The following is a 17,172-nucleotide window of genomic DNA, read 5'->3' as shown; positions in this document are numbered from 1 at the left end:
TTTGTTTTGCCTGCCGCCTTATGCCGCGCAGAATGCCCGTTGCGCAATGGGGTCTTGTGATTGCGCGTCAATCCATGCCACCCAAAGGGAGCTGTTTCCTCCGGAGGTCGCCTGATGCAACCCACGCTCGCCCCCTACCCCCACACACGTCTGCGGCGTCTGCGCCGCACCCCTGCGATCCGTGCATTGGTGTCGGAAAACACTCTGTCGCCTGCGGATTTCATCTGGCCGGTCTTTGTCCGCGACGGCGAGGGAGAGGTGGAACCCATTCCATCGATGCCCGGGGTGAACCGGCTGTCCGTGGACAAGGTTGTAGATGCCGCACGCGAGGCGCATGCCCTCGGGATCCCCTCGATCTGCCTGTTTCCCTACACCGATCCCGCGCTGAAGACCGAAGACTGCGCCGAGGCCTGGAATCCCGAAAACCTCTCGAACCGCGCCACCCGCGCGGTCAAGGACGCGGTGCCCGATATCGCGGTGATGACCGATGTGGCGCTTGATCCCTATAACATCAACGGCCATGACGGCTTTGTCGAAGATGGCGTGATCGTCAATGATCGCACGGTCGAGGCGCTGGCCAAACAGGCCCTCAGCCAGGCCCGCGCCGGGGCCGACATCATCGGGCCATCGGATATGATGGACGGCCGGATCGGTGCCCTGCGCGACACGCTGGAGGCCGAGGGATTCAAGGATGTGGTGTTGCTGTCCTATGCGGCGAAATACGCAAGCGGGTTTTACGGCCCGTTCCGCGATGCAGTCGGCGCGTCTGGCCGTCTGGTTGGGGACAAGAAGACCTATCAGGAGGACCCGGCCAACAGCGACGAGGCCATGCGTCTGATCGCCCGCGACCTGTCCGAGGGCGCCGACATGGTGATGGTCAAACCGGGCATGCCCTATCTGGATATCTGCCAGCGCGCGAAGGAGATGTTCGGCGCGCCGACCTTCGCCTATCAGGTGTCCGGCGAATACGCCATGTTGGCGGGGGCTTTCCAGAACGGCTGGCTGGATGCGGACAAGGTGATGCTCGAAAGCCTGATGGGGTTCAAACGCGCCGGATGCGATGGTGTGCTGACCTATTTCGCGCCGACAGCGGCGCGTCTGCTCAACGAATGACGCAGCCTTTAGCGGCCTGACGCCCACCCACCACAAGGTGAGGTGACAAGCATTTGGTTGCAGTGTAATGTCCACATCAACCGGCGGAACAGCCGGACTGAGGCATCGGCAGAAAAGAGCTTATATCATGACACTTTCCCGACGGACGGTCCTTGCGGGCCTGGGTGCGACAACTTTTGTGGCAGGCTGCGCCAATGGCGTGGGCTCCCGTGGCCCCCAAACCATTGACGCACGCGTAAACGCGACATTGTCGCAACTATATGCAGACTACCCCGGCACCCGCGATCTTGCCGCGAAATCGGTGGGCATGCTGGTCATGCCTCTGGTCACAGAAGCAGGACTTGGCCTGGGCGGCGGCGGCGGCAACGGCGCCCTGCGCGTGGGCGGCGCAACCGTGGATTATTACTCGCTGGTCAAAGCCTCCGGCGGCCTGCAGATCGGCGTCCAGCAATACAGCCACGTTTTGTTTTTCATGACCAACAACGCGCTTGAAAATTTCCGCCGCTCCCCTGGCTATGCAGCAGGCGCGAATATTTTGTACGCAACGCCTGGGAAGGGCGAGACGCTGGCCGCAGAAACCACGACGTCTCTTGCGCCTGTCATCGCAGTGATTTTCGGTCAATCCGGTTTGCGGGTCGGAGCCACACTCGAAGGTGTGAAATACACCCGCATCATCCCTTAAGTTAAATCACCGGAGCGCGCTTTCGCGCGCGCTCTGGCATTTGGGCCTGATCGGCCCGTTTTTAGGTATTTGAACCAAGAAAAAACAAAGCTGCGTGTTTTTCTTTGGCGCAAATACCTCGGGGAGGCACAGCGCAAGCTGTGACGGGGCGGAGCCCCAGTTCGCCCCGCCTCTAAAGACTAATCCGCGGCTTTCTTTTCACCCGATCAGCAGCCCTCCGCTGCGACACGGCTGAATTGGATCTTAGAGCAAGATTTTCCACGGTTTATCCGGTCGTTACAGGACGCTATCATTGCGCCCTATATCCTGCATCTGTTATAGTGCATCTCAACTAGATATGGCACAATGACGGACAGGCACCCACGTGAGCGATACGCCGGAAACACCTGAGAACGCGGAACAAAATCCGCCAGCACCCAGCGGACCTTCGATTTCTATCGAAAACGAGATGAAGGCCAGCTATCTCGATTATGCGATGAGCGTGATCGTCAGCCGCGCGATTCCCGATCTGCGCGATGGGCTCAAGCCCGTCCACCGGCGTATTTTATACGCGATGTATGAGGGTGGCTACACACCCGACAAATCCTACCGCAAGTCAGCAAAATCCGTGGGCGAGGTGATGGGCAACTATCACCCTCACGGTGACTCGGCGATTTACGATGCTTTGGTCCGGATGGCGCAGGACTTTTCCATGTCGCTGCCGCTGATTGATGGTCAGGGCAACTTTGGCTCCATGGATGGCGACAGCCCCGCCGCCATGCGCTACACTGAAAGCCGTCTGGCCAAGACCGCGCTGGCATTGCTGGTGGATATCGACAAGGACACCGTCGATTTTCAGGACAACTACGATGGCAAGGAACGCGAGCCCACGGTCCTGCCTGCGCGGTATCCCAACGTTCTGGTCAACGGTGCCGAAGGCATTGCGGTCGGTATGGCCACGCGCATTCCGCCGCACAACCTTGGCGAGGTTATCGATGCGACGCTGGCCCTGATCGAGAATCCTGACTTGTCGTCTGAGCAGTTGATCGAATACATCCCGGCCCCCGATTTCCCCACAGGCGGCGTTATTTTGGGGCGCTCCGGCGCGCGCAAGGCCTACCTTGAAGGGCGCGGTTCGGTGGTCATTCGCGCCAAGACCCGCGTCGAGGAAATCCGCAAGGACCGTTACGCCATTGTCATCGACGAGATTCCCTATCAGGTGAACAAGGCGACCATGATCGAGCGCATCGCCGAGGCTGCCCGCGATAAGAAGATCGAAGGCATCGCCCATGTTCAGGACGAATCCGACCGTGATGGCGTGCGCGTGGTTGTCGAGCTCAAGCGCGATGCCACAGCCGAGGTGGTATTGAACCAACTCTACCGCTTCACCCCGATGCAGACATCTTTTGGCTGTAACATGTTGGCGCTGAATGGCGGGCGACCGGAGCAGCTGACTTTGCGTGCGTTCCTCACATCCTTCATCGATTTCCGCGAGGATGTGGTCGCACGTCGCACCGCCTATCTGCTGCGCAAGGCGCGCGAGCGGTCACATGTTCTGTGTGGTCTGGCTGTCGCTGTCAGCAACGTGGATGAGGTGGTGGCCACCATCCGGTCCTCAGCCGATGCGCCCGAGGCCCGCCGCCGCCTGATGGAACGCCGTTGGCCTGCGGAGGAGATCCTGCCCTTCATCCGGTTGATCGACGATCCGACCCATACCGCAAATGACGACGGCACCTATAACCTGTCGGAGACACAGGCCCGCGCTATTCTGGAACTGCGTCTGCAGCGCCTGACACAGCTGGGCGTCAAAGAGGTCACGGACGAGTTGGAAGACCTTGCTGCCAAGATCAAGGACTACCTCGACATCCTGTCATCGCGCGAACGGATCATGTCCATCATCACCGATGAGATGACCGCGATCCGCGACGAATTCGCCGTGCCACGTCGCACCGAAATCGTCGATTGGGCCGGCGATATGGATGATGAGGACCTGATCGAGCGTGAGGATATGGTCGTCACCGTCACCGCAGGCGGCTACATCAAACGGACCGCACTTGCCGACTTCCGCGCACAAAAGCGTGGCGGCAAGGGTGTCTCTGGCGGTGGTCTGAAAGACGATGATGCGGTGACCACATTGTTCGTGGCCAACACCCATACGCAGCTGTTGTTCTTCACCACTGACGGGATGGCCTACAAGCTGAAGACATGGCGGCTGCCGTTGGGGGGCCGCAACTCGCGCGGGAAGGCCATCGTCAACATTCTGCCGATCCCGCAGGGGGTGTCGGTCGCGGCGATCATGCCGGTGGATCGTGACGAGGATGACTGGGATGATCTGCAGATCGTCTTTGCCACCAACACCGGTCGCGTGCGCCGCAACCGTTTGTCGGACTTCACTTCCGTTCGCGCCAACGGCAAGATCGCGATGAAATTCGAGGGTGAGGAAGAAGGCACCCGGCTGATCAACGCGCGCATCTGTTCCGAAGACGACGATGTTATGCTGGTGACCAACTCGGGCCGCGCCATCCGCTTCCCCGTGCCAGATGTGCGGGTGTTCAACTCGCGTAGCTCTACCGGTGTGCGCGGCATCAAGCTAACAGGCGACGACGAGATCGTTTCCATGTCGGTGATCCGCCACTTTGACGCGGAATCCGACGAGCGTGCCAGCTATCTGAAGATGCGCCGCCTGATGGCCGGCGTTACCGAGGATGACATCAGCGACGAGGAAGGCAACGCCGACGCGCCGCTGCCACAGGACCGCTACGCCGAGATGTCGGCGGCAGAGAACCTGCTGCTGACCATCACCGCCAAAGGTCTGGGCAAGCTGTCCTCCTCGCATGACTATCCTGTGCGCGGTCGCGGCGGCATGGGTGTCACCGCGTGGGAGAAATCCATGCGCGGGGGCGAGATCGTGGCCTCCTTCCCGGTGGAACAGGGCGACCAGATCATGCTGGCCACGTCCACGGGGCAATCGATCCGCGTGCCGGTGGACGGAATCTCTTTCCGCTCGCGCAGCGCAGGTGGCGTGAAGGTGTTCAACACCGGCGCCGATGAAACTGTGGTGTCCGTGGCATGGATCGCCGAGTCGGATGAAGACGAGGTCTCCGAAGCGGACAGCACGACGCCTGACGCGGAAAACTGATAGGTCAACCGTATGCCCGGTCAAGGGGGCCGGGCATACGACCTTGGTCGGGTATTTCACCTAAACCATTATGATCATTTGCATAAAACTTAATGCCAAGAGCATCTTTCAGACCAACATACCAAATACAAGTTTGCATCGATCCGAAACATCCATTAGTTGATAGGTAAAGGGATTGTTGGTTCACAGGGCGTCTTTTCCCTCGGCCTGCTTGCGTATCCTGCGTGTTTTACGCTTCTGCCTGCTGAAAGGATCTGGCACATGGACAATTGGGACGACCTACGTTTCCTCGCGGCGCTGGCACGGACCGGCACGATGAAACTGGCAGCCCAGATGCTGGGGACAAACACAGCGACTGTGTCGCGCCGGATCGACCGGCTGAGCGAACGGTTGGGTGAACCCGCCTTTGTCAAAACGCCCGATGGCTGGAAGCCGTCCAAAGCGGTTGAGGGGCTGATTCAGGTCGCTCAGGCCTTTGATGGCCAGATCCAAAGCGCCCTGCACGCCCGCCCCGCCAATGATGATGCGCCAGTGACTGTCCGCCTTGGCTGTGTGCCATTTATCCTGCGCAGCCTGCTGATCCCCGGCTTGGAACGCCACACCGATATGCTCAAAGGCGTCGGTCTGATGTTCAACGACCGTCTGATGAAAGACGGGCTGGGCGACAACGACATTGTCATTCAGGCCGACCGCCCCGAACAAGGCCGCGTGATCACGCGCAAGGTCGGCACTATGCCGCTGCGGTTCTACCGTCCGGTGCAATGTCGTGATCCGCACAATTGGGCTGGCTTCTCCGAAGCGTTGGACGATTTCCCGCTTCAGCAGCAGGGCTTCAAACGGTTCGGCTGTGCACCGCGGATGCGGATGGACAGCATGGATGCGCTGCGCTCGCTGATGTTGTCCATGGGCATCGCGGGCCCCCTGCCCGATCTGATCGCCGAGAACGATCCGGGGCTGGAGCCGCTGGATATGAACGAGCCTCCGTATATGGCGGATTTCTGGTTGCTGTACCATGAATCGCGTCGCAGCGATCCGGTCATTCGTGCCACGGCGGACTTTGTCGTGCGCTGTTTCGAGGACGCAGAGGGTAACCATAGGCGCGCCGAAGCCGCTGAGTAGCGCGATTTCTGCAACTCAACCGTTGTGAACCTTGGCGTTGTGTTCTCCCTGAACGTGCATCAATGTGATCTTAACAAAAGAACACAAGCACGAGCAGGCACAGATGACACAACCCTATGACGGTTTCCAATGCGCGGTGCGACTCACCCTCAGCGGGTGTTTGGCTTATGCTGCGACAGAGCATCTGATTGTCGCAACCGGTCCCACCGCGCAGGTCACGATCCAAGATCCGGTTCAGGCGCTGACCGGAACCATCTTGGCCGCGATGATCCTTGTGAATGCTGTGTTTCTTGCCTTTGGCGCCCGCACCCGCGTTATGGCCATGCTGGGCTTGGCTTTGTACACCGGTTTGGTGACCTTGCTGCCGGGCCTGAACAGTCTTTCGGCAAATTCGCTGCTGGCCGTGGCCATGGTCGCCGTGCTGGCGCTGCCCCTGTTCTACAATGGCGGCGGGCGGTTCAGCCTGTCGCGCGGCGGCTGGCACGTGCCGCTTTAATCTCTCTCGATACTCTCTCTGGTTGTAGTAACGATTACCGCGATACTAACCCTGACTTCAGGCGGCCCCTCGGGGCCGCCCTTTTTCATATGTATCAATTAGAGATCGTACAGGGACGAGAACTTGTCTTCGAGATAGTCGAGCAAGGGCTCTTCGCTGGGGCTCATGCCTGCTGCATCAGCGATCAGATCACGTGGGCTGCGCAGCCCGCCGTGACATTGCAGATTGCTGCGCAGCCATGCCAGCGCCTGTGACGTGTCGCCCTGCCCCAATTGCGCATCCAGATCCGGCACCGCCTTACGCAGCGCCTGATACAGGCAACCGGCATAGACATTGCCCAAAGTGTAGGTCGGGAAATAGCCGAACAGACCGGCTGACCAATGCACATCCTGCAGCACACCGTTCGACGCCTTGTCCACGGCAAAGCCGAAATCGGCGGCGAAGCGATCATTCCACGCGCTTTCCAGATCGGCCGGTGCCAGATCGCCAGAGACCAGCGCGCGTTCCAGATCAAACCGCAGCAAGACATGCAGATTATACTGCAGCTCGTCCGCTTCGGTGCGAATATAGCCGTTCTTGACGCGGTTCACCGCCCCATAGAACGCGTCCTCATCCGCGATGCCAAAATCGCCAAAGGTGTCGCGCATCTGACCGTACAACCATCCGGTAAAGGCGCGCGAGCGTCCGAGCTGGTTCTCGTAAATCCGGCTTTGTGATTCATGCACCCCCATCGACGCGCCATGCCCCACGGGCGTCAGCCGATAGGCTGCATTGACGTTTTGTTCATAGGTCGCATGGCCCACTTCGTGGATGGTGGAATACAGGCAATTGAACGGATCAAGCGGAACGGTCCGTGTGGTGATCCGTACGTCATCACCAGAGCCGGAGCTGAACGGGTGCACCGCCTTGTCCACACGGCCACGGGTCATGTCATAGCCAAAGGTTTTGGCCAGAACATGGGTCAGCGCCATCTGCCCGTCTTCGTCAAAGCTCTGCGTCAGACCGGGCAGTTGCGGCTTGTCCAGAACCGCCTCGCGCAGCGCGACCAGACGCGGCCGAAGTGCGCCAAACATCGCGTCCAGATCGGCACCCTTGGCGCCGGGTTCATAAGAATCGAGCAACGCATCATACAGATCGCCACCACCGGCGAGGGCCTGCGCCTCTTGACGGCGAAGGTCGAGGATCTCTGCCAGAACCGGCGCGAAGGCTGCGAAATCGTCATTCGCCCGCGCCTCGGCCCAGATGACATGGCCACGCGACACCGTCCGCGCAATCGCCGCCGCCAGATCGGCGGGGATCTTGGCAGACCGGTCATAATCACGCCGGATCAGCCGCAGCTGCGCCCTCCCGGCCTCGTCCAATTCGGATTCGTCAATATGTGACAACCATTGCGCGATGCGCGGATCGGTCCGGCGCTGGTGAAGCACCGTCTCCATCGCGGCGCGCTCATCACTGCGTTGATCGGCCGAGCCACGCGGCATCATGGTTTCCTGATCCCAAGACAGCCGTCCAGCCACCTGTCCCAGCGCCTCTGTTTCGCGCTGGAACTGCATCAGGTCATTAAATTCATTCGTCAATCTTTTACCCTCTAACCGATTGCGGCAACGGATAGCGCGCCGCGAAACGTGCCCTGAGGATCAGACACCACAGGAGCACAGCGCCGATCTGGTGCAGGATTGCAATATGCACTGCCGCCGCCGACACAACCGTAGCGATACCAATGCCCATCTGCACGCACAACATGGCAAAAACGGCATTAAACCAGAAACCGGTGTTGCGATTGGCCGAACGGCGCCCGCGCAGCCAGACCACCACGCCAAAGGCAAACAGCACATAGCCCAGCATCCGGTGCATGAACTGCACCAATCCGGGGTTTTCAAAGAAGTTGCGCCACAGCGGTTCCAGCGCGAACATATCCGACGGCCACAGCCCGCCCTCCATCAGCGGCCAGCTGGGATAGTTGCGGCCAGCGTCGATGCCCGCAACCAATGCACCCAGAATGATCTGCAGAAACGCCGCATGAAGCAGACCCGTGGACAGCGAGAACAGCTTTGGCTCGGCGCTGCGGCGGGCCTGCATCAGATCGCGTTCGGGACGCGACAGCGCATAGGTGTACCACGCAATCAGCCCGAGGATGACAAAGGCCAGACCCAGATGCGTGGCCAAACGGTAAGAGGCCACATCCAGCATCTCGCCGCTCAGACCGGAGTGGACCATCCACCAGCCCACAGCCCCCTGCATGCCCCCAAGCGCGCCGAGGATCAGCAGGCGCGATGTCCAGCCTGTCGGAATTTTGCGCGCCACAAGGAAGCCAAAGAACCCCAGCGCCCAGACCAGACCGATCACGCGGCCAAGCTGCCGGTGGCCCCATTCCCACCAGTAGATCGCCTTGAACTCAGACAGGCTCATGCCCTTGTTCTGCAACTGGTATTCGGGGATCTGGCGGTATTTGTCGAACTCGACCTCCCAGGTCGCCGCGTCCATCGGCGGCAGCGCACCTGTGATCGGCTTCCATTCCGTGATCGACAGCCCGCTGTCGGTCAGACGGGTCAAGCCGCCCACAGCGATCATCACCATGACCAAAGCGAACATCACCATCAGCCAGATGCGGATCGCCCCACGCGCACCACGGTTGGCGGCGTCGATCATGCCTCCGGTCGGGGTATGTTTGGGGGTGTCGCTGCCAACCTCTTCGAACAGCTTGCGTTTTTCGGCCATGGCGGTCTCCTTTGGTCTGCGCGCCAACATAAACGGGATCATCGCAGCTTCAAGCGCCAGCGATGGCCGATATGGTCGCAGGCCGACCCACGGGCTGATGGCTACACAGACCCATGAGGAACGCAATGCAACGGCATGAACTTGCGAGATTTTTACGTTTTATTAACCAAGCAACAGCGCAGGCTCAGCGCCCGTCATCACCCTTTTGCGCCCAACGGACCATCTGCCGCATCATGCCGTGCATCATTTGCACGTCCGCACGGGTCAGTGGCATCCGCGACCACATGTTGCGCAGGTTGGTTTTCATGCCTTGCGCCTTGGTTTCAGGGAAGAAGAAACCCGCCTCTTCAAGGCGGTCCTCGTAGTGGCGCGCCAGATGGTCGACCTCATGCCCTTCGGCCCAGTCGGTCCCGGCCAGCGCATCACGTTTGGCGGTCACCTCGCCCTGCGCCCGCTGCCATTCGTAGGACATCAGCAGCACACATTGCGCAAGGTTCAAGGAATAGAATTCAGGGTTCACCGGCACGGTCACGATGGCATTAGCTTGGGCCACGTCCTCGTTTTCCAGCCCCGCGCGTTCGGGACCAAACATCACGGCCACCTTCTGGCCTGCGGCGATGCGGCGCGCGGCCTCTGTCATGGCTTCGCGCGGCTCATAGACGGTTTTGGTCAGATCGCGGGTCCGCGCCGTGGTGGCCAGAACAAAGTGACAATCGGACAAAGCCTCTGGCAGGGTGTCCACATGCTGCGCCTCGTCCAACAGACGTCCCGCGCCCGATGCCATGGCCACCGCTTTGGGGTTGGGCCAGCCGTCGCGCGGGCCAACCACGCGCATCCGGTCCAGCCCGAAGTTCCACATTGCCCGCGCCGCGGCACCGATGTTTTCACCCATCTGCGGGCGCACCAATACGATGGCGGGTTGCGGGGTTCCGGTGGGCATGGCTCTCTCCTGTCTATGGCGCGCCCCCGACTACTGCGCTTGGGCCGCCGGAACAAGGGTCTGGCGCCGTCTGTCCCCTGTGGTCAAACACAAAACTCTGCGATATGAGACGCCTCTGTCAGGAGGACCGACATGACCGACCAGCAAGAGCGCCCACAAATCTATCTCGTGACCCCGCCGGAGTTCGAGCTTTCGTCGTTTCCCGACCAGTTGGCCCGCGTGTTGCAGTCCACAGACATCGCCTGTCTGCGGCTGAGCCTTGCGACCCGTGACGAGGACCGCCTGACCCGCGCCGCAGATGCCATCCGTCAGGTTGCCCATGACGCCGATGTGGCGCTGGTCATCGACACCCATGTGGTGCTGGCAGAGCGTTTGGGGCTGGACGGGGTTCACCTGCTGGACGGGTCGCGGTCGGTGCGCAGCGCGCGCAAGACGCTGGGCGCGGATGCCATTGTCGGGGCGTTTTGCACCAATTCCACCCATGACGGCATGACCGCCGGTGAACATGGGGCGGATTACATCAGCTTTGGCCCGATTGGCGGCTCGTTGGGCGACGGTGCCCACGCCGAGACCGATCTGTTCCAGTGGTGGTCGGAGATGATCGAGGTGCCCGTGGTGGCCGAGGGCGGTCTGACAGAGGACGGCATCCGCACGCTGGCCCCTTACACCGACTTCTTTGCCATCGGGGAAGAGATCTGGGCCGACGCCGATCCGGTAGCCGCGCTACAGCGCTTGATCGCCGCGATGAACGGCTGAGGCCTGAGGGCCCTTACCTGCGCGTACCTGCGTTTCCAGATGGCGGGCCAACGCTTTGCGGTCCGCGAAATCGGCCACGGGCACTGCCGGGTGAAACAGCATCCGCGTCTGCCCTTGCCGTGGCTGCGCCAAAACGCGCAGCAGACCGCTGGCGAAATCCATATCCCCCCACCAGCCGTAGAAACGCGAATCCGCCCCCTTAGGGGCCTCATAGCCCAGGCTGATCGCCTGTAGCTGCATACGGTCCCGCAAGCTGTCATCGAAAAAGGCGGCAAACAGCGTTGTCTTGAACGGCAGCACCCGAAGACCGTCGGTCGAGGTCCCCTCGGGGAAAAACAGCAGCCGGTGGTTTTGCAACAGCCGCGTCTGAAACAGACGCGTCTGGGCCGCAGCCTCGCGCCGGTCGCGCCGGATAAAGACGGTGCCAGTCACCTTGGCCAGCAGTCCGATTCCCGGCCAGCCCGCGACCTCGGATTTCGAGACAAAATACAACGGCTGCTGGCTGTTGAGCACAAAGATATCCAGCCATGAGATATGGTTAGACACATTGACCCCGGCGCCGGTCAGTGGCTTGCCCGACACTTGGACCCGCAGCCCGATCAGCCACAAAACCGCGCGGCAGACAGCAACCGTGATCCGTCCGGTGATAGGCCGTGACGCCCCGAAACAGAGCCGTTCCAACGGGCGCGACAGCAGCGACAAGAGGACACCGACGATTAGAACCGCTGCAACAGGCAGGCCGCGCCGGAGAACATGCAACCAGCCCACAAATCCGATGGGCGGATCGGGGGGCAATGGCGCCCCCTGCCATGTGGGGCTCATGCGGCGGGTCCGCCGGTATACATGCTGCGCTGCCGTTCGGTCATCCGCGCCGTGTCCATGACCAGACAAACGTCCGTGGTGTTAAATCCATGATCGACAAAGGCGCCGTCCCCGACACAGCCCCCCAGCCTCAGGTAAGCTTTGATCAGGGCGGGCACTTCCAGCATCGCGGATTTGCGATCCAGATCCGCCTCGGCGATCAGGTTCATGTCCTGATAGTCGCGCGCACGCACCCGCAAGTTCTGCGGCGCCAGATGGCGGTGATGCAGCAGCGACAGCGACGGGGCCAGCCGCGCAACATCGGTGCCGTGAAAGCTTGCCGTGCCGAACATAACCTCGATCCCGTGGTCGATCACATAGGCACCCAACCCCTGCCACAGATGGAACATCGCAGGCCCGCCGCGATAATCGGGATGCAGACAGGACCGGCCGAGCTCCAGCAGGCGTCGCCCGGAGTGCCGCAGCGGCGTCAGATCATATTCGTCTTCGGAATAGAACTGCCCGGCCTCGCGCGCGCGGTCCTCGCGCATCAGCCGGTAGACACCCACAACCGCACCGTCGCGCGCCTGATCACGTACCAACAGGTGGTCAAAGAACGGATCAAAGCGGTCCCGTTCCAGCCGGTTGTCATGATCGACCAAGGGTCCGTCGCCGCCAAGCTCGTTGACAAAGACGTCATAGCGCAGGCGTTGGGCGGCGCGCACATCGGCCTCGTCCCGGGCCAGATGGACCCGAAAGCCCAATGCGGCGACATCGGCATTCGGTTGGGCGGTCATCGCGGCGCTCCCCTCGCAGTCAGTGACTGGTGCCGCTTGTAAAGGCCACAGGCGGCGGGTGCAACGCGGCGCTGTTGCACGAACGCCCCTAATCGGCACAACTTTAACGTGGTTTTGACAGCGGAGGTATGGTTAACCTTTTTTCAATATCCACAGCCGTAGTTTAACGTTCGAAAACAGGGGTCAACGCAACAACGCGTCCATCCAGAACAACTTTTCCCTGTTCCTGAAAGTTAACGGTGATCCGGCCACCGATGTTGGATTGAACCTGCCCCAGCCCCCACTCCGGCTGGTCTGGATGCCGCACCAGCATCCCCGGTTCAAGCAAGGCATTCAAATGGTCCATGTCACGCGTCCCGAATTGGAGGAATTCATGCAAAATATCAGTGTCTCATTGGCCGCGCTCGTGGGCTCGCGCCTCTGTCATGACCTGATTAGTCCCATCGGCGCCATCCAGAACGGGCTAGAGCTTCTTGCCCTGACCGGCGGGGGAAAAGATAGCCCCGAATTGGCACTGATCCAAGACAGCTGCGAAAGCGCGACCGCGCGCATCCGTTTTTTCCGTGTGGCGTTTGGTTTTGCCTCCGAGACGCAGGGCATGTCCGCGCGCGAGATTTCCTCCACACTGGAGGCTGTGACCAAAGGCACGCGCCTGCGCACGCATTGGAGTGCAGACGGAGACCAGTCGCGACGCGATGTGCAACTGTGCTATCTCGCCCATCTGTGCTGTGAAAGCGCGCTGCCCATGGGCGGCAGCGTCACGATTGACCGCGATGCCGCAGGCTGGACGGTGCGCGCCTCCGGTCCACGTGTGAATGCAGATACGGTGTTCTGGGATCACCTTAACGGCATCGCGCCACTGGACGAGCCGCCCGCCGACAAGGTGCATTTTGCGCTGCTGCCGGTGCTGGCCAAAGACCAGAACCGACAGCTTCTGGCCACCACGGACCAAGACAGCGCGAGCATCAAGATCGCGGTGTAACCCGCTGACCTTGATGCAAATTTCATTCAGCTACGGACCGCACCATCGCCTTCGACAAGGTATTTGAAGCTGGTCAGCTGTTCGACACCCACCGGCCCGCGGGCGTGCATCTTGCCCGTGGCAATTCCGATTTCCGCGCCCATCCCGAATTCGCCGCCATCGGCAAACTGGGTCGAGGCATTGCGCATCAGGATTGCCGAATCCAGCCGCTGAAAGAACCGCGCGGCGGCGCTGTCGTCTTCGGTCAGGATGCAATCGGTGTGCTGCGACCCATAACGGCGGATATGGGCAATCGCCTCGTCGATGTCATCCACGACCCGCGCGGCGATCACCATATCAAGGTATTCCTTGCCCCAATCGTCATCGCCTGCGGCCTGCGTGCCTTCGATGCTGCGCAGGGTTTCATCGGCGCGCACTTCGACACCGGCATCCATCAGCGATTTGATCACGCCTTGGCCAATGGTGTCCACAACGTCGCGGTGGATCAGCAGACATTCCGCAGCCCCACAGATGCCGGTGCGGCGCGTCTTGGCGTTTTTGATGACGGACAGCGCCTTGATCGGGTCGGCGTCACGGTCAACATAGATGTGCACGATCCCTTCGAGGTGGGCAAAGACCGGCACCCGCGCCTCGCGCTGGACCAGACCGACCAACCCCTTGCCGCCTCGGGGCACGATCACATCGATATATTCCACCATGGACAGCATTTCCGACACGGCAGCGCGGTCACGCGTGGGCACCATCTGCACCGCATCCTCGGGCAGGCCCGCCGCGCGCAGCCCGTGCTGGATCGAGGCATGGATCGCCTGACTGGAATGCAGCGATTCCGAGCCGCCGCGCAAAATCACCGCATTGCCCGCCTTCAGGCACAGGGCACCCGCATCTGCGGTCACGTTGGGGCGGCTTTCGTAGATCACCCCGATCACCCCCAAGGGCGTGCGCACCCGCTTGATATGCAGCCCCGACGGCTGGTCCCATTCGGTGATGACCTCACCCACGGGATCGCGCTGTGCGGCGACCGCGTTCAGGCTGTCACGAATGGCGGCGATGCGGTCCTCTGACAGCGTCAAACGGTCCATCATTGCCGCGCTCAACCCCTTCTCGGACCCGAATTCCAGATCCTTGGCGTTGGCGTCCAGAATATGCGCGCGGTTGTCCCACAGGTGGCGGGCCGCCTCTTCCAACGCCTGTTGCTTCGCCTCCGCTGGGGCAAAGGCCAGTTCGTTTGCAGCCGCGCGGGCGCGGGCACCGATATCCTGCATCACAGCGGAGATGTCCTGGAGATCCTTCATGGGTCTGACCTTTGGTTGATGTGTTCTTCGTCTAGGTTACTACGGTCTGGCGGCGGGGCAAAGTTCCAAGCCGCGCAGACCGGGCGTTACAGCGCCATATCGTCGCGATGGATCAGGACGGCGCGCCCCGGATAGCCAAGGATGTCCTCGATCTCGGCGCTTTGGTGACCAGCAATCTGGCGGGCCTCGACGGCAGTGTAGCGTGCCAGCCCCTGCCCCAGCGTGGTCCCGTCCGGTGCGCGCAGCACCACGGGATCGCCGCGCCCGAAATCTCCGTCCACCTGCGCAAGCCCCGCTGGCAAAAGCGATTTGCCGTTCTCGAGCGCGCGCCGCGCACCGCTGTCGATATGCAGCACGCCTTGGGGTTTCATCGCCGCGATCCAGCGTTTGCGCGCAGCATGTGGATCACCGGCGGCCTGAAATATCGTATGCCGCGCGCCGTCACGCAGGCGCTGCAGGGGGTGATCCTCGGCCCCGTGCATGATGATCATGGCACAGCCCGAGGCAGTCGCCGTTTTCGCCGCCATCACCTTGGTTTTCATGCCCCCTTTGGACAGACCGCTGCCCGCGTCCCCTGCCATCGCCTCGATCTGCGGGGTGATGTCGTCGATCAGGGGGAGATGCTTGGCCTCGGGGTCATCTGCGGGGTTGCCGGTGTACAGCCCGTCCACATCCGACAACAGGATCAACAGATCCGCGCCCGTGGTCACCGCAATCTGTGCCGCAAGCCGGTCGTTGTCGCCGTAGCGAATTTCATCCGTGGCCACCGTGTCATTTTCGTTCACGATCGGCACAGCCCCATGCGCCAGAAGCGTCGCCAGTGTCGCGCGGGCGTTGAGATAGCGGCGGCGGTCTGCGCTGTCTTCCAGCGTGACCAGCACCTGCGCCGTGGTCAGCCCGTGTTGGGCCAATGCCTCTGACCACGCCTGCGCCAGCCGGATCTGGCCCACAGCGGCAGCGGCTTGTGATTGTTCCAGCGGCAGGGCCGTGGGCGGGAACCCCAACAGACCGCGCCCCAAAGCGATGGAGCCGGAGGAGACCAGAATGACATCCTGACCCGCGGATTTCAGCGCGGCGATGTCTTGGGCAATCGCGGCCAGCCAGCTTTCGCGCAGATCGCCCGTCTGGCGATCCACCAAGAGCGCCGAGCCGATTTTGACGACAACGCGCCCCGCGCCGGTCAGGGCGTCCAAGGTGCGTCCTCCTCCGCCTCCGCATCTGGATCGACCGGACGGTCTGCGGCGCGACGGGCGTCCACATGCGGGCGCAGGGCGCGCAACACATCGGTCACACCCTCTTTGGTGACGCCGGACATCAGCATCACGTCCTTGGCCCCCGCGGCTTCCAGCTCTTCCTTGAGGAAGGCTTTCTCCTCTTCATCCAGCGCATCGATCTTGTTCAACACGGTGACGCGCGGCTTGTCCGCCAAGCCGCTGCCATAGGCGTCGAGCTCGTCGCAGATGGTCTGCCAGTCCTCGATCAAGGTGCCAGAGGTGCCGTCGATCAGGTGCAGCAAGACCGCGCTGCGTTCCACATGGCCAAGGAAAATATCGCCAAGACCACGCCCCTCATGTGCGCCCTCAATCAGACCGGGAATATCGGCCACGACAAATTCGTTGTTGTCGACCTTCACCACACCAAGGTTGGGGTGCAGCGTGGTAAAAGGATAATCCGCAATTTTCGGGCGCGCGTTGGACGTTGCGGCAAGGAAGGTGGATTTGCCCGCATTGGGCAGGCCAACCAGTCCCACATCGGCGATCAGCTTCAGCCGCAACCACAGCGTGCGTTCGATCCCCTCTTGGCCGGGATTGGCGCGGCGCGGCGCCTGGTTTGTGGAGGTTTTGAAATGCAGGTTGCCCCAGCCGCCGTTGCCGCCCTTGGCCAGCAGGACGCGATCGCCCAGCGTCGACAGATCGGCCACCACGGTTTCCTCGTCATCTTCGAGGATTTCGGTGCCAACGGGAACCTTGAGGATAATATCCTCGCCGGTTTTGCCGGTCCGTACCTGCCCCATGCCGCCCTGCCCGTTCTGGGCAAACCAGTGCTGCTGGTAGCGGAAATCGATGAGCGTGTTCAGACCGTCCACAGCTTCGGCCCAGACAGAGCCACCATTGCCGCCGTCCCCGCCATCCGGGCCACCGTATTCGATGAACTTCTCGCGGCGGAAAGAGATCGACCCGTTCCCGCCGGAACCGGAGCGGATGTAGACCTTGCAAAGATCGAGGAATTTCATGACTGGGGCGCTTTCGCTTGGGGTTGGTCGGGGTGTACCCCGAGACGGTGCGGCTCACAAGCACTCGCATCGGTCGGGGAACATCCCCGACCTACGGCCGGCCTGCGTGGTGTGACGGCCCACGG

The 17,172-nt window shown here is 61.5% G+C and carries 16 protein-coding genes; 7 read left to right on the top strand and 9 right to left on the bottom strand.

What is annotated here, in order from left to right:
- Positions 1-114 precede the first annotated feature (114 nt).
- The 5 genes from hemB (at position 115) to ACN5AZ_RS01795 (ending at position 6,528) form a co-directional block, all read left to right on the top strand.
- On the top strand, positions 115-1,113 hold the full coding sequence (gene hemB / locus ACN5AZ_RS01815; protein WP_419427133.1) for a porphobilinogen synthase: 999 nt from the start codon (positions 115-117) through the stop codon (positions 1,111-1,113).
- A gap of 127 nt (positions 1,114-1,240) precedes the next feature.
- Positions 1,241-1,795 carry a YSC84-related protein gene (locus ACN5AZ_RS01810; RefSeq protein WP_419427458.1) on the top strand — a complete coding sequence of 185 codons (555 nt, stop codon included), beginning with the start codon at positions 1,241-1,243 and terminating at the stop codon, positions 1,793-1,795.
- Positions 1,796-2,159: 364 nt separating this feature from the next.
- Complete coding sequence (gene gyrA, locus ACN5AZ_RS01805; RefSeq protein ID WP_419427132.1) at positions 2,160-4,913, top strand: DNA gyrase subunit A; 2,754 nt, start codon at positions 2,160-2,162, stop codon at positions 4,911-4,913.
- A 261-nt stretch (positions 4,914-5,174) separates the two neighbouring features.
- Positions 5,175-6,032 (top strand): LysR family transcriptional regulator, encoded by an 858-nt coding sequence (locus ACN5AZ_RS01800; RefSeq protein WP_419427131.1) that lies wholly within the window; start codon positions 5,175-5,177, stop codon positions 6,030-6,032.
- Positions 6,033-6,135: 103 nt separating this feature from the next.
- Complete coding sequence (locus tag ACN5AZ_RS01795) at positions 6,136-6,528, top strand: hypothetical protein (protein WP_419427130.1); 393 nt, start codon at positions 6,136-6,138, stop codon at positions 6,526-6,528.
- A 98-nt stretch (positions 6,529-6,626) separates the two neighbouring features.
- Here the strand turns inward: ACN5AZ_RS01795 and ACN5AZ_RS01790 are convergent, their stop codons facing one another.
- The 3 genes from ACN5AZ_RS01790 to ACN5AZ_RS01780 all read right to left on the bottom strand — a co-directional run bounded on the left by ACN5AZ_RS01790 (position 6,627) and on the right by ACN5AZ_RS01780 (position 10,186).
- Positions 6,627-8,081: a carboxypeptidase M32 gene (locus ACN5AZ_RS01790; protein ID WP_419427457.1), complete on the bottom strand. Its 1,455-nt coding sequence runs from the start codon at positions 8,079-8,081 to the stop codon at positions 6,627-6,629.
- A gap of 28 nt (positions 8,082-8,109) precedes the next feature.
- Positions 8,110-9,246: a heme A synthase gene (gene ctaA, locus ACN5AZ_RS01785; protein ID WP_419427129.1), complete on the bottom strand. Its 1,137-nt coding sequence runs from the start codon at positions 9,244-9,246 to the stop codon at positions 8,110-8,112.
- 184 nt (positions 9,247-9,430) lie between these two features.
- Positions 9,431-10,186 (bottom strand): RNA methyltransferase, encoded by a 756-nt coding sequence (locus ACN5AZ_RS01780; RefSeq protein ID WP_419427128.1) that lies wholly within the window; start codon positions 10,184-10,186, stop codon positions 9,431-9,433.
- A 132-nt stretch (positions 10,187-10,318) separates the two neighbouring features.
- Between ACN5AZ_RS01780 and ACN5AZ_RS01775 the strand changes: the two genes are divergently transcribed.
- Positions 10,319-10,942, top strand: a complete 624-nt coding sequence (locus ACN5AZ_RS01775; protein WP_419427127.1) for a thiamine phosphate synthase — start codon at positions 10,319-10,321, stop codon at positions 10,940-10,942.
- On the opposite strand, the gene ACN5AZ_RS01770 is transcribed toward ACN5AZ_RS01775, so the two are convergent.
- The 3 genes from ACN5AZ_RS01770 to ACN5AZ_RS01760 all read right to left on the bottom strand — a co-directional run bounded on the left by ACN5AZ_RS01770 (position 10,910) and on the right by ACN5AZ_RS01760 (position 12,886).
- On the bottom strand, positions 10,910-11,764 hold the full coding sequence (locus tag ACN5AZ_RS01770) for a lysophospholipid acyltransferase family protein (protein WP_419427126.1): 855 nt from the start codon (positions 11,762-11,764) through the stop codon (positions 10,910-10,912). The two genes, ACN5AZ_RS01775 and ACN5AZ_RS01770, sit on opposite strands and share 33 nt — an antisense overlap.
- Positions 11,761-12,540, bottom strand: a complete 780-nt coding sequence (locus ACN5AZ_RS01765; RefSeq protein ID WP_419427125.1) for a GNAT family N-acetyltransferase — start codon at positions 12,538-12,540, stop codon at positions 11,761-11,763. The genes ACN5AZ_RS01770 and ACN5AZ_RS01765 overlap by 4 nt, the downstream gene beginning before the upstream one ends.
- Before the next feature lie 163 nt (positions 12,541-12,703).
- Complete coding sequence (locus ACN5AZ_RS01760) at positions 12,704-12,886, bottom strand: DUF3553 domain-containing protein (RefSeq protein ID WP_419427124.1); 183 nt, start codon at positions 12,884-12,886, stop codon at positions 12,704-12,706.
- Between the two features lie 27 nt (positions 12,887-12,913).
- On the opposite strand from ACN5AZ_RS01760, the gene ACN5AZ_RS01755 reads away from it, so the two are divergent.
- The gene (locus ACN5AZ_RS01755) at positions 12,914-13,522 is read left to right on the top strand and encodes a histidine phosphotransferase family protein (protein WP_419427123.1); all 609 of its coding nucleotides are present in this window, start codon (positions 12,914-12,916) and stop codon (positions 13,520-13,522) included.
- A 26-nt stretch (positions 13,523-13,548) separates the two neighbouring features.
- Here ACN5AZ_RS01755 and ACN5AZ_RS01750 read toward each other — a convergent pair whose 3' ends face one another.
- The 3 genes from ACN5AZ_RS01750 to obgE all read right to left on the bottom strand — a co-directional run bounded on the left by ACN5AZ_RS01750 (position 13,549) and on the right by obgE (position 17,047).
- Positions 13,549-14,814: a glutamate-5-semialdehyde dehydrogenase gene (locus ACN5AZ_RS01750; protein WP_419427122.1), complete on the bottom strand. Its 1,266-nt coding sequence runs from the start codon at positions 14,812-14,814 to the stop codon at positions 13,549-13,551.
- 86 nt (positions 14,815-14,900) lie between these two features.
- Complete coding sequence (gene proB / locus ACN5AZ_RS01745) at positions 14,901-16,007, bottom strand: glutamate 5-kinase (RefSeq protein WP_419427121.1); 1,107 nt, start codon at positions 16,005-16,007, stop codon at positions 14,901-14,903.
- Positions 15,995-17,047, bottom strand: coding sequence for a GTPase ObgE (obgE, locus tag ACN5AZ_RS01740; protein ID WP_419427120.1), 1,053 nt, complete (start codon positions 17,045-17,047; stop codon positions 15,995-15,997). Before obgE ends, proB begins: the two co-directional genes overlap by 13 nt.
- Positions 17,048-17,172: the final 125 nt, after the last annotated feature.

Origin of the sequence: Sagittula sp. SSi028, assembly GCF_048553715.1 — a bacterium.
GTDB lineage: Bacteria > Pseudomonadota > Alphaproteobacteria > Rhodobacterales > Rhodobacteraceae > Sagittula.
This window is presented reverse-complemented; position numbering and strand designations above follow the sequence as displayed.

Excerpts from the sequence above, each read along its gene's own strand:
- hemB (WP_419427133.1), top strand. The coding sequence starts at position 115 with ATGCAACCCACGCTCGCCCCCTACCCCCACACACGTCTGCGGCGTCTG.
- ACN5AZ_RS01810 (WP_419427458.1), top strand. The coding sequence starts at position 1,241 with ATGACACTTTCCCGACGGACGGTCCTTGCGGGCCTGGGTGCGACAACT.
- ACN5AZ_RS01800 (WP_419427131.1), top strand. The coding sequence starts at position 5,175 with ATGGACAATTGGGACGACCTACGTTTCCTCGCGGCGCTGGCACGGACC.
- ACN5AZ_RS01795 (WP_419427130.1), top strand. The coding sequence starts at position 6,136 with ATGACACAACCCTATGACGGTTTCCAATGCGCGGTGCGACTCACCCTC.
- ACN5AZ_RS01790 (WP_419427457.1), bottom strand. The coding sequence starts at position 8,081 with ATGCAGTTCCAGCGCGAAACAGAGGCGCTGGGACAGGTGGCTGGACGG.
- ctaA (WP_419427129.1), bottom strand. The coding sequence starts at position 9,246 with ATGGCCGAAAAACGCAAGCTGTTCGAAGAGGTTGGCAGCGACACCCCC.
- ACN5AZ_RS01780 (WP_419427128.1), bottom strand. The coding sequence starts at position 10,186 with ATGCCCACCGGAACCCCGCAACCCGCCATCGTATTGGTGCGCCCGCAG.
- ACN5AZ_RS01775 (WP_419427127.1), top strand. The coding sequence starts at position 10,319 with ATGACCGACCAGCAAGAGCGCCCACAAATCTATCTCGTGACCCCGCCG.
- ACN5AZ_RS01770 (WP_419427126.1), bottom strand. The coding sequence starts at position 11,764 with ATGAGCCCCACATGGCAGGGGGCGCCATTGCCCCCCGATCCGCCCATC.
- ACN5AZ_RS01765 (WP_419427125.1), bottom strand. The coding sequence starts at position 12,540 with ATGACCGCCCAACCGAATGCCGATGTCGCCGCATTGGGCTTTCGGGTC.
- ACN5AZ_RS01760 (WP_419427124.1), bottom strand. The coding sequence starts at position 12,886 with ATGGACCATTTGAATGCCTTGCTTGAACCGGGGATGCTGGTGCGGCAT.
- ACN5AZ_RS01755 (WP_419427123.1), top strand. The coding sequence starts at position 12,914 with ATGCAAAATATCAGTGTCTCATTGGCCGCGCTCGTGGGCTCGCGCCTC.
- ACN5AZ_RS01750 (WP_419427122.1), bottom strand. The coding sequence starts at position 14,814 with ATGAAGGATCTCCAGGACATCTCCGCTGTGATGCAGGATATCGGTGCC.
- obgE (WP_419427120.1), bottom strand. The coding sequence starts at position 17,047 with ATGAAATTCCTCGATCTTTGCAAGGTCTACATCCGCTCCGGTTCCGGC.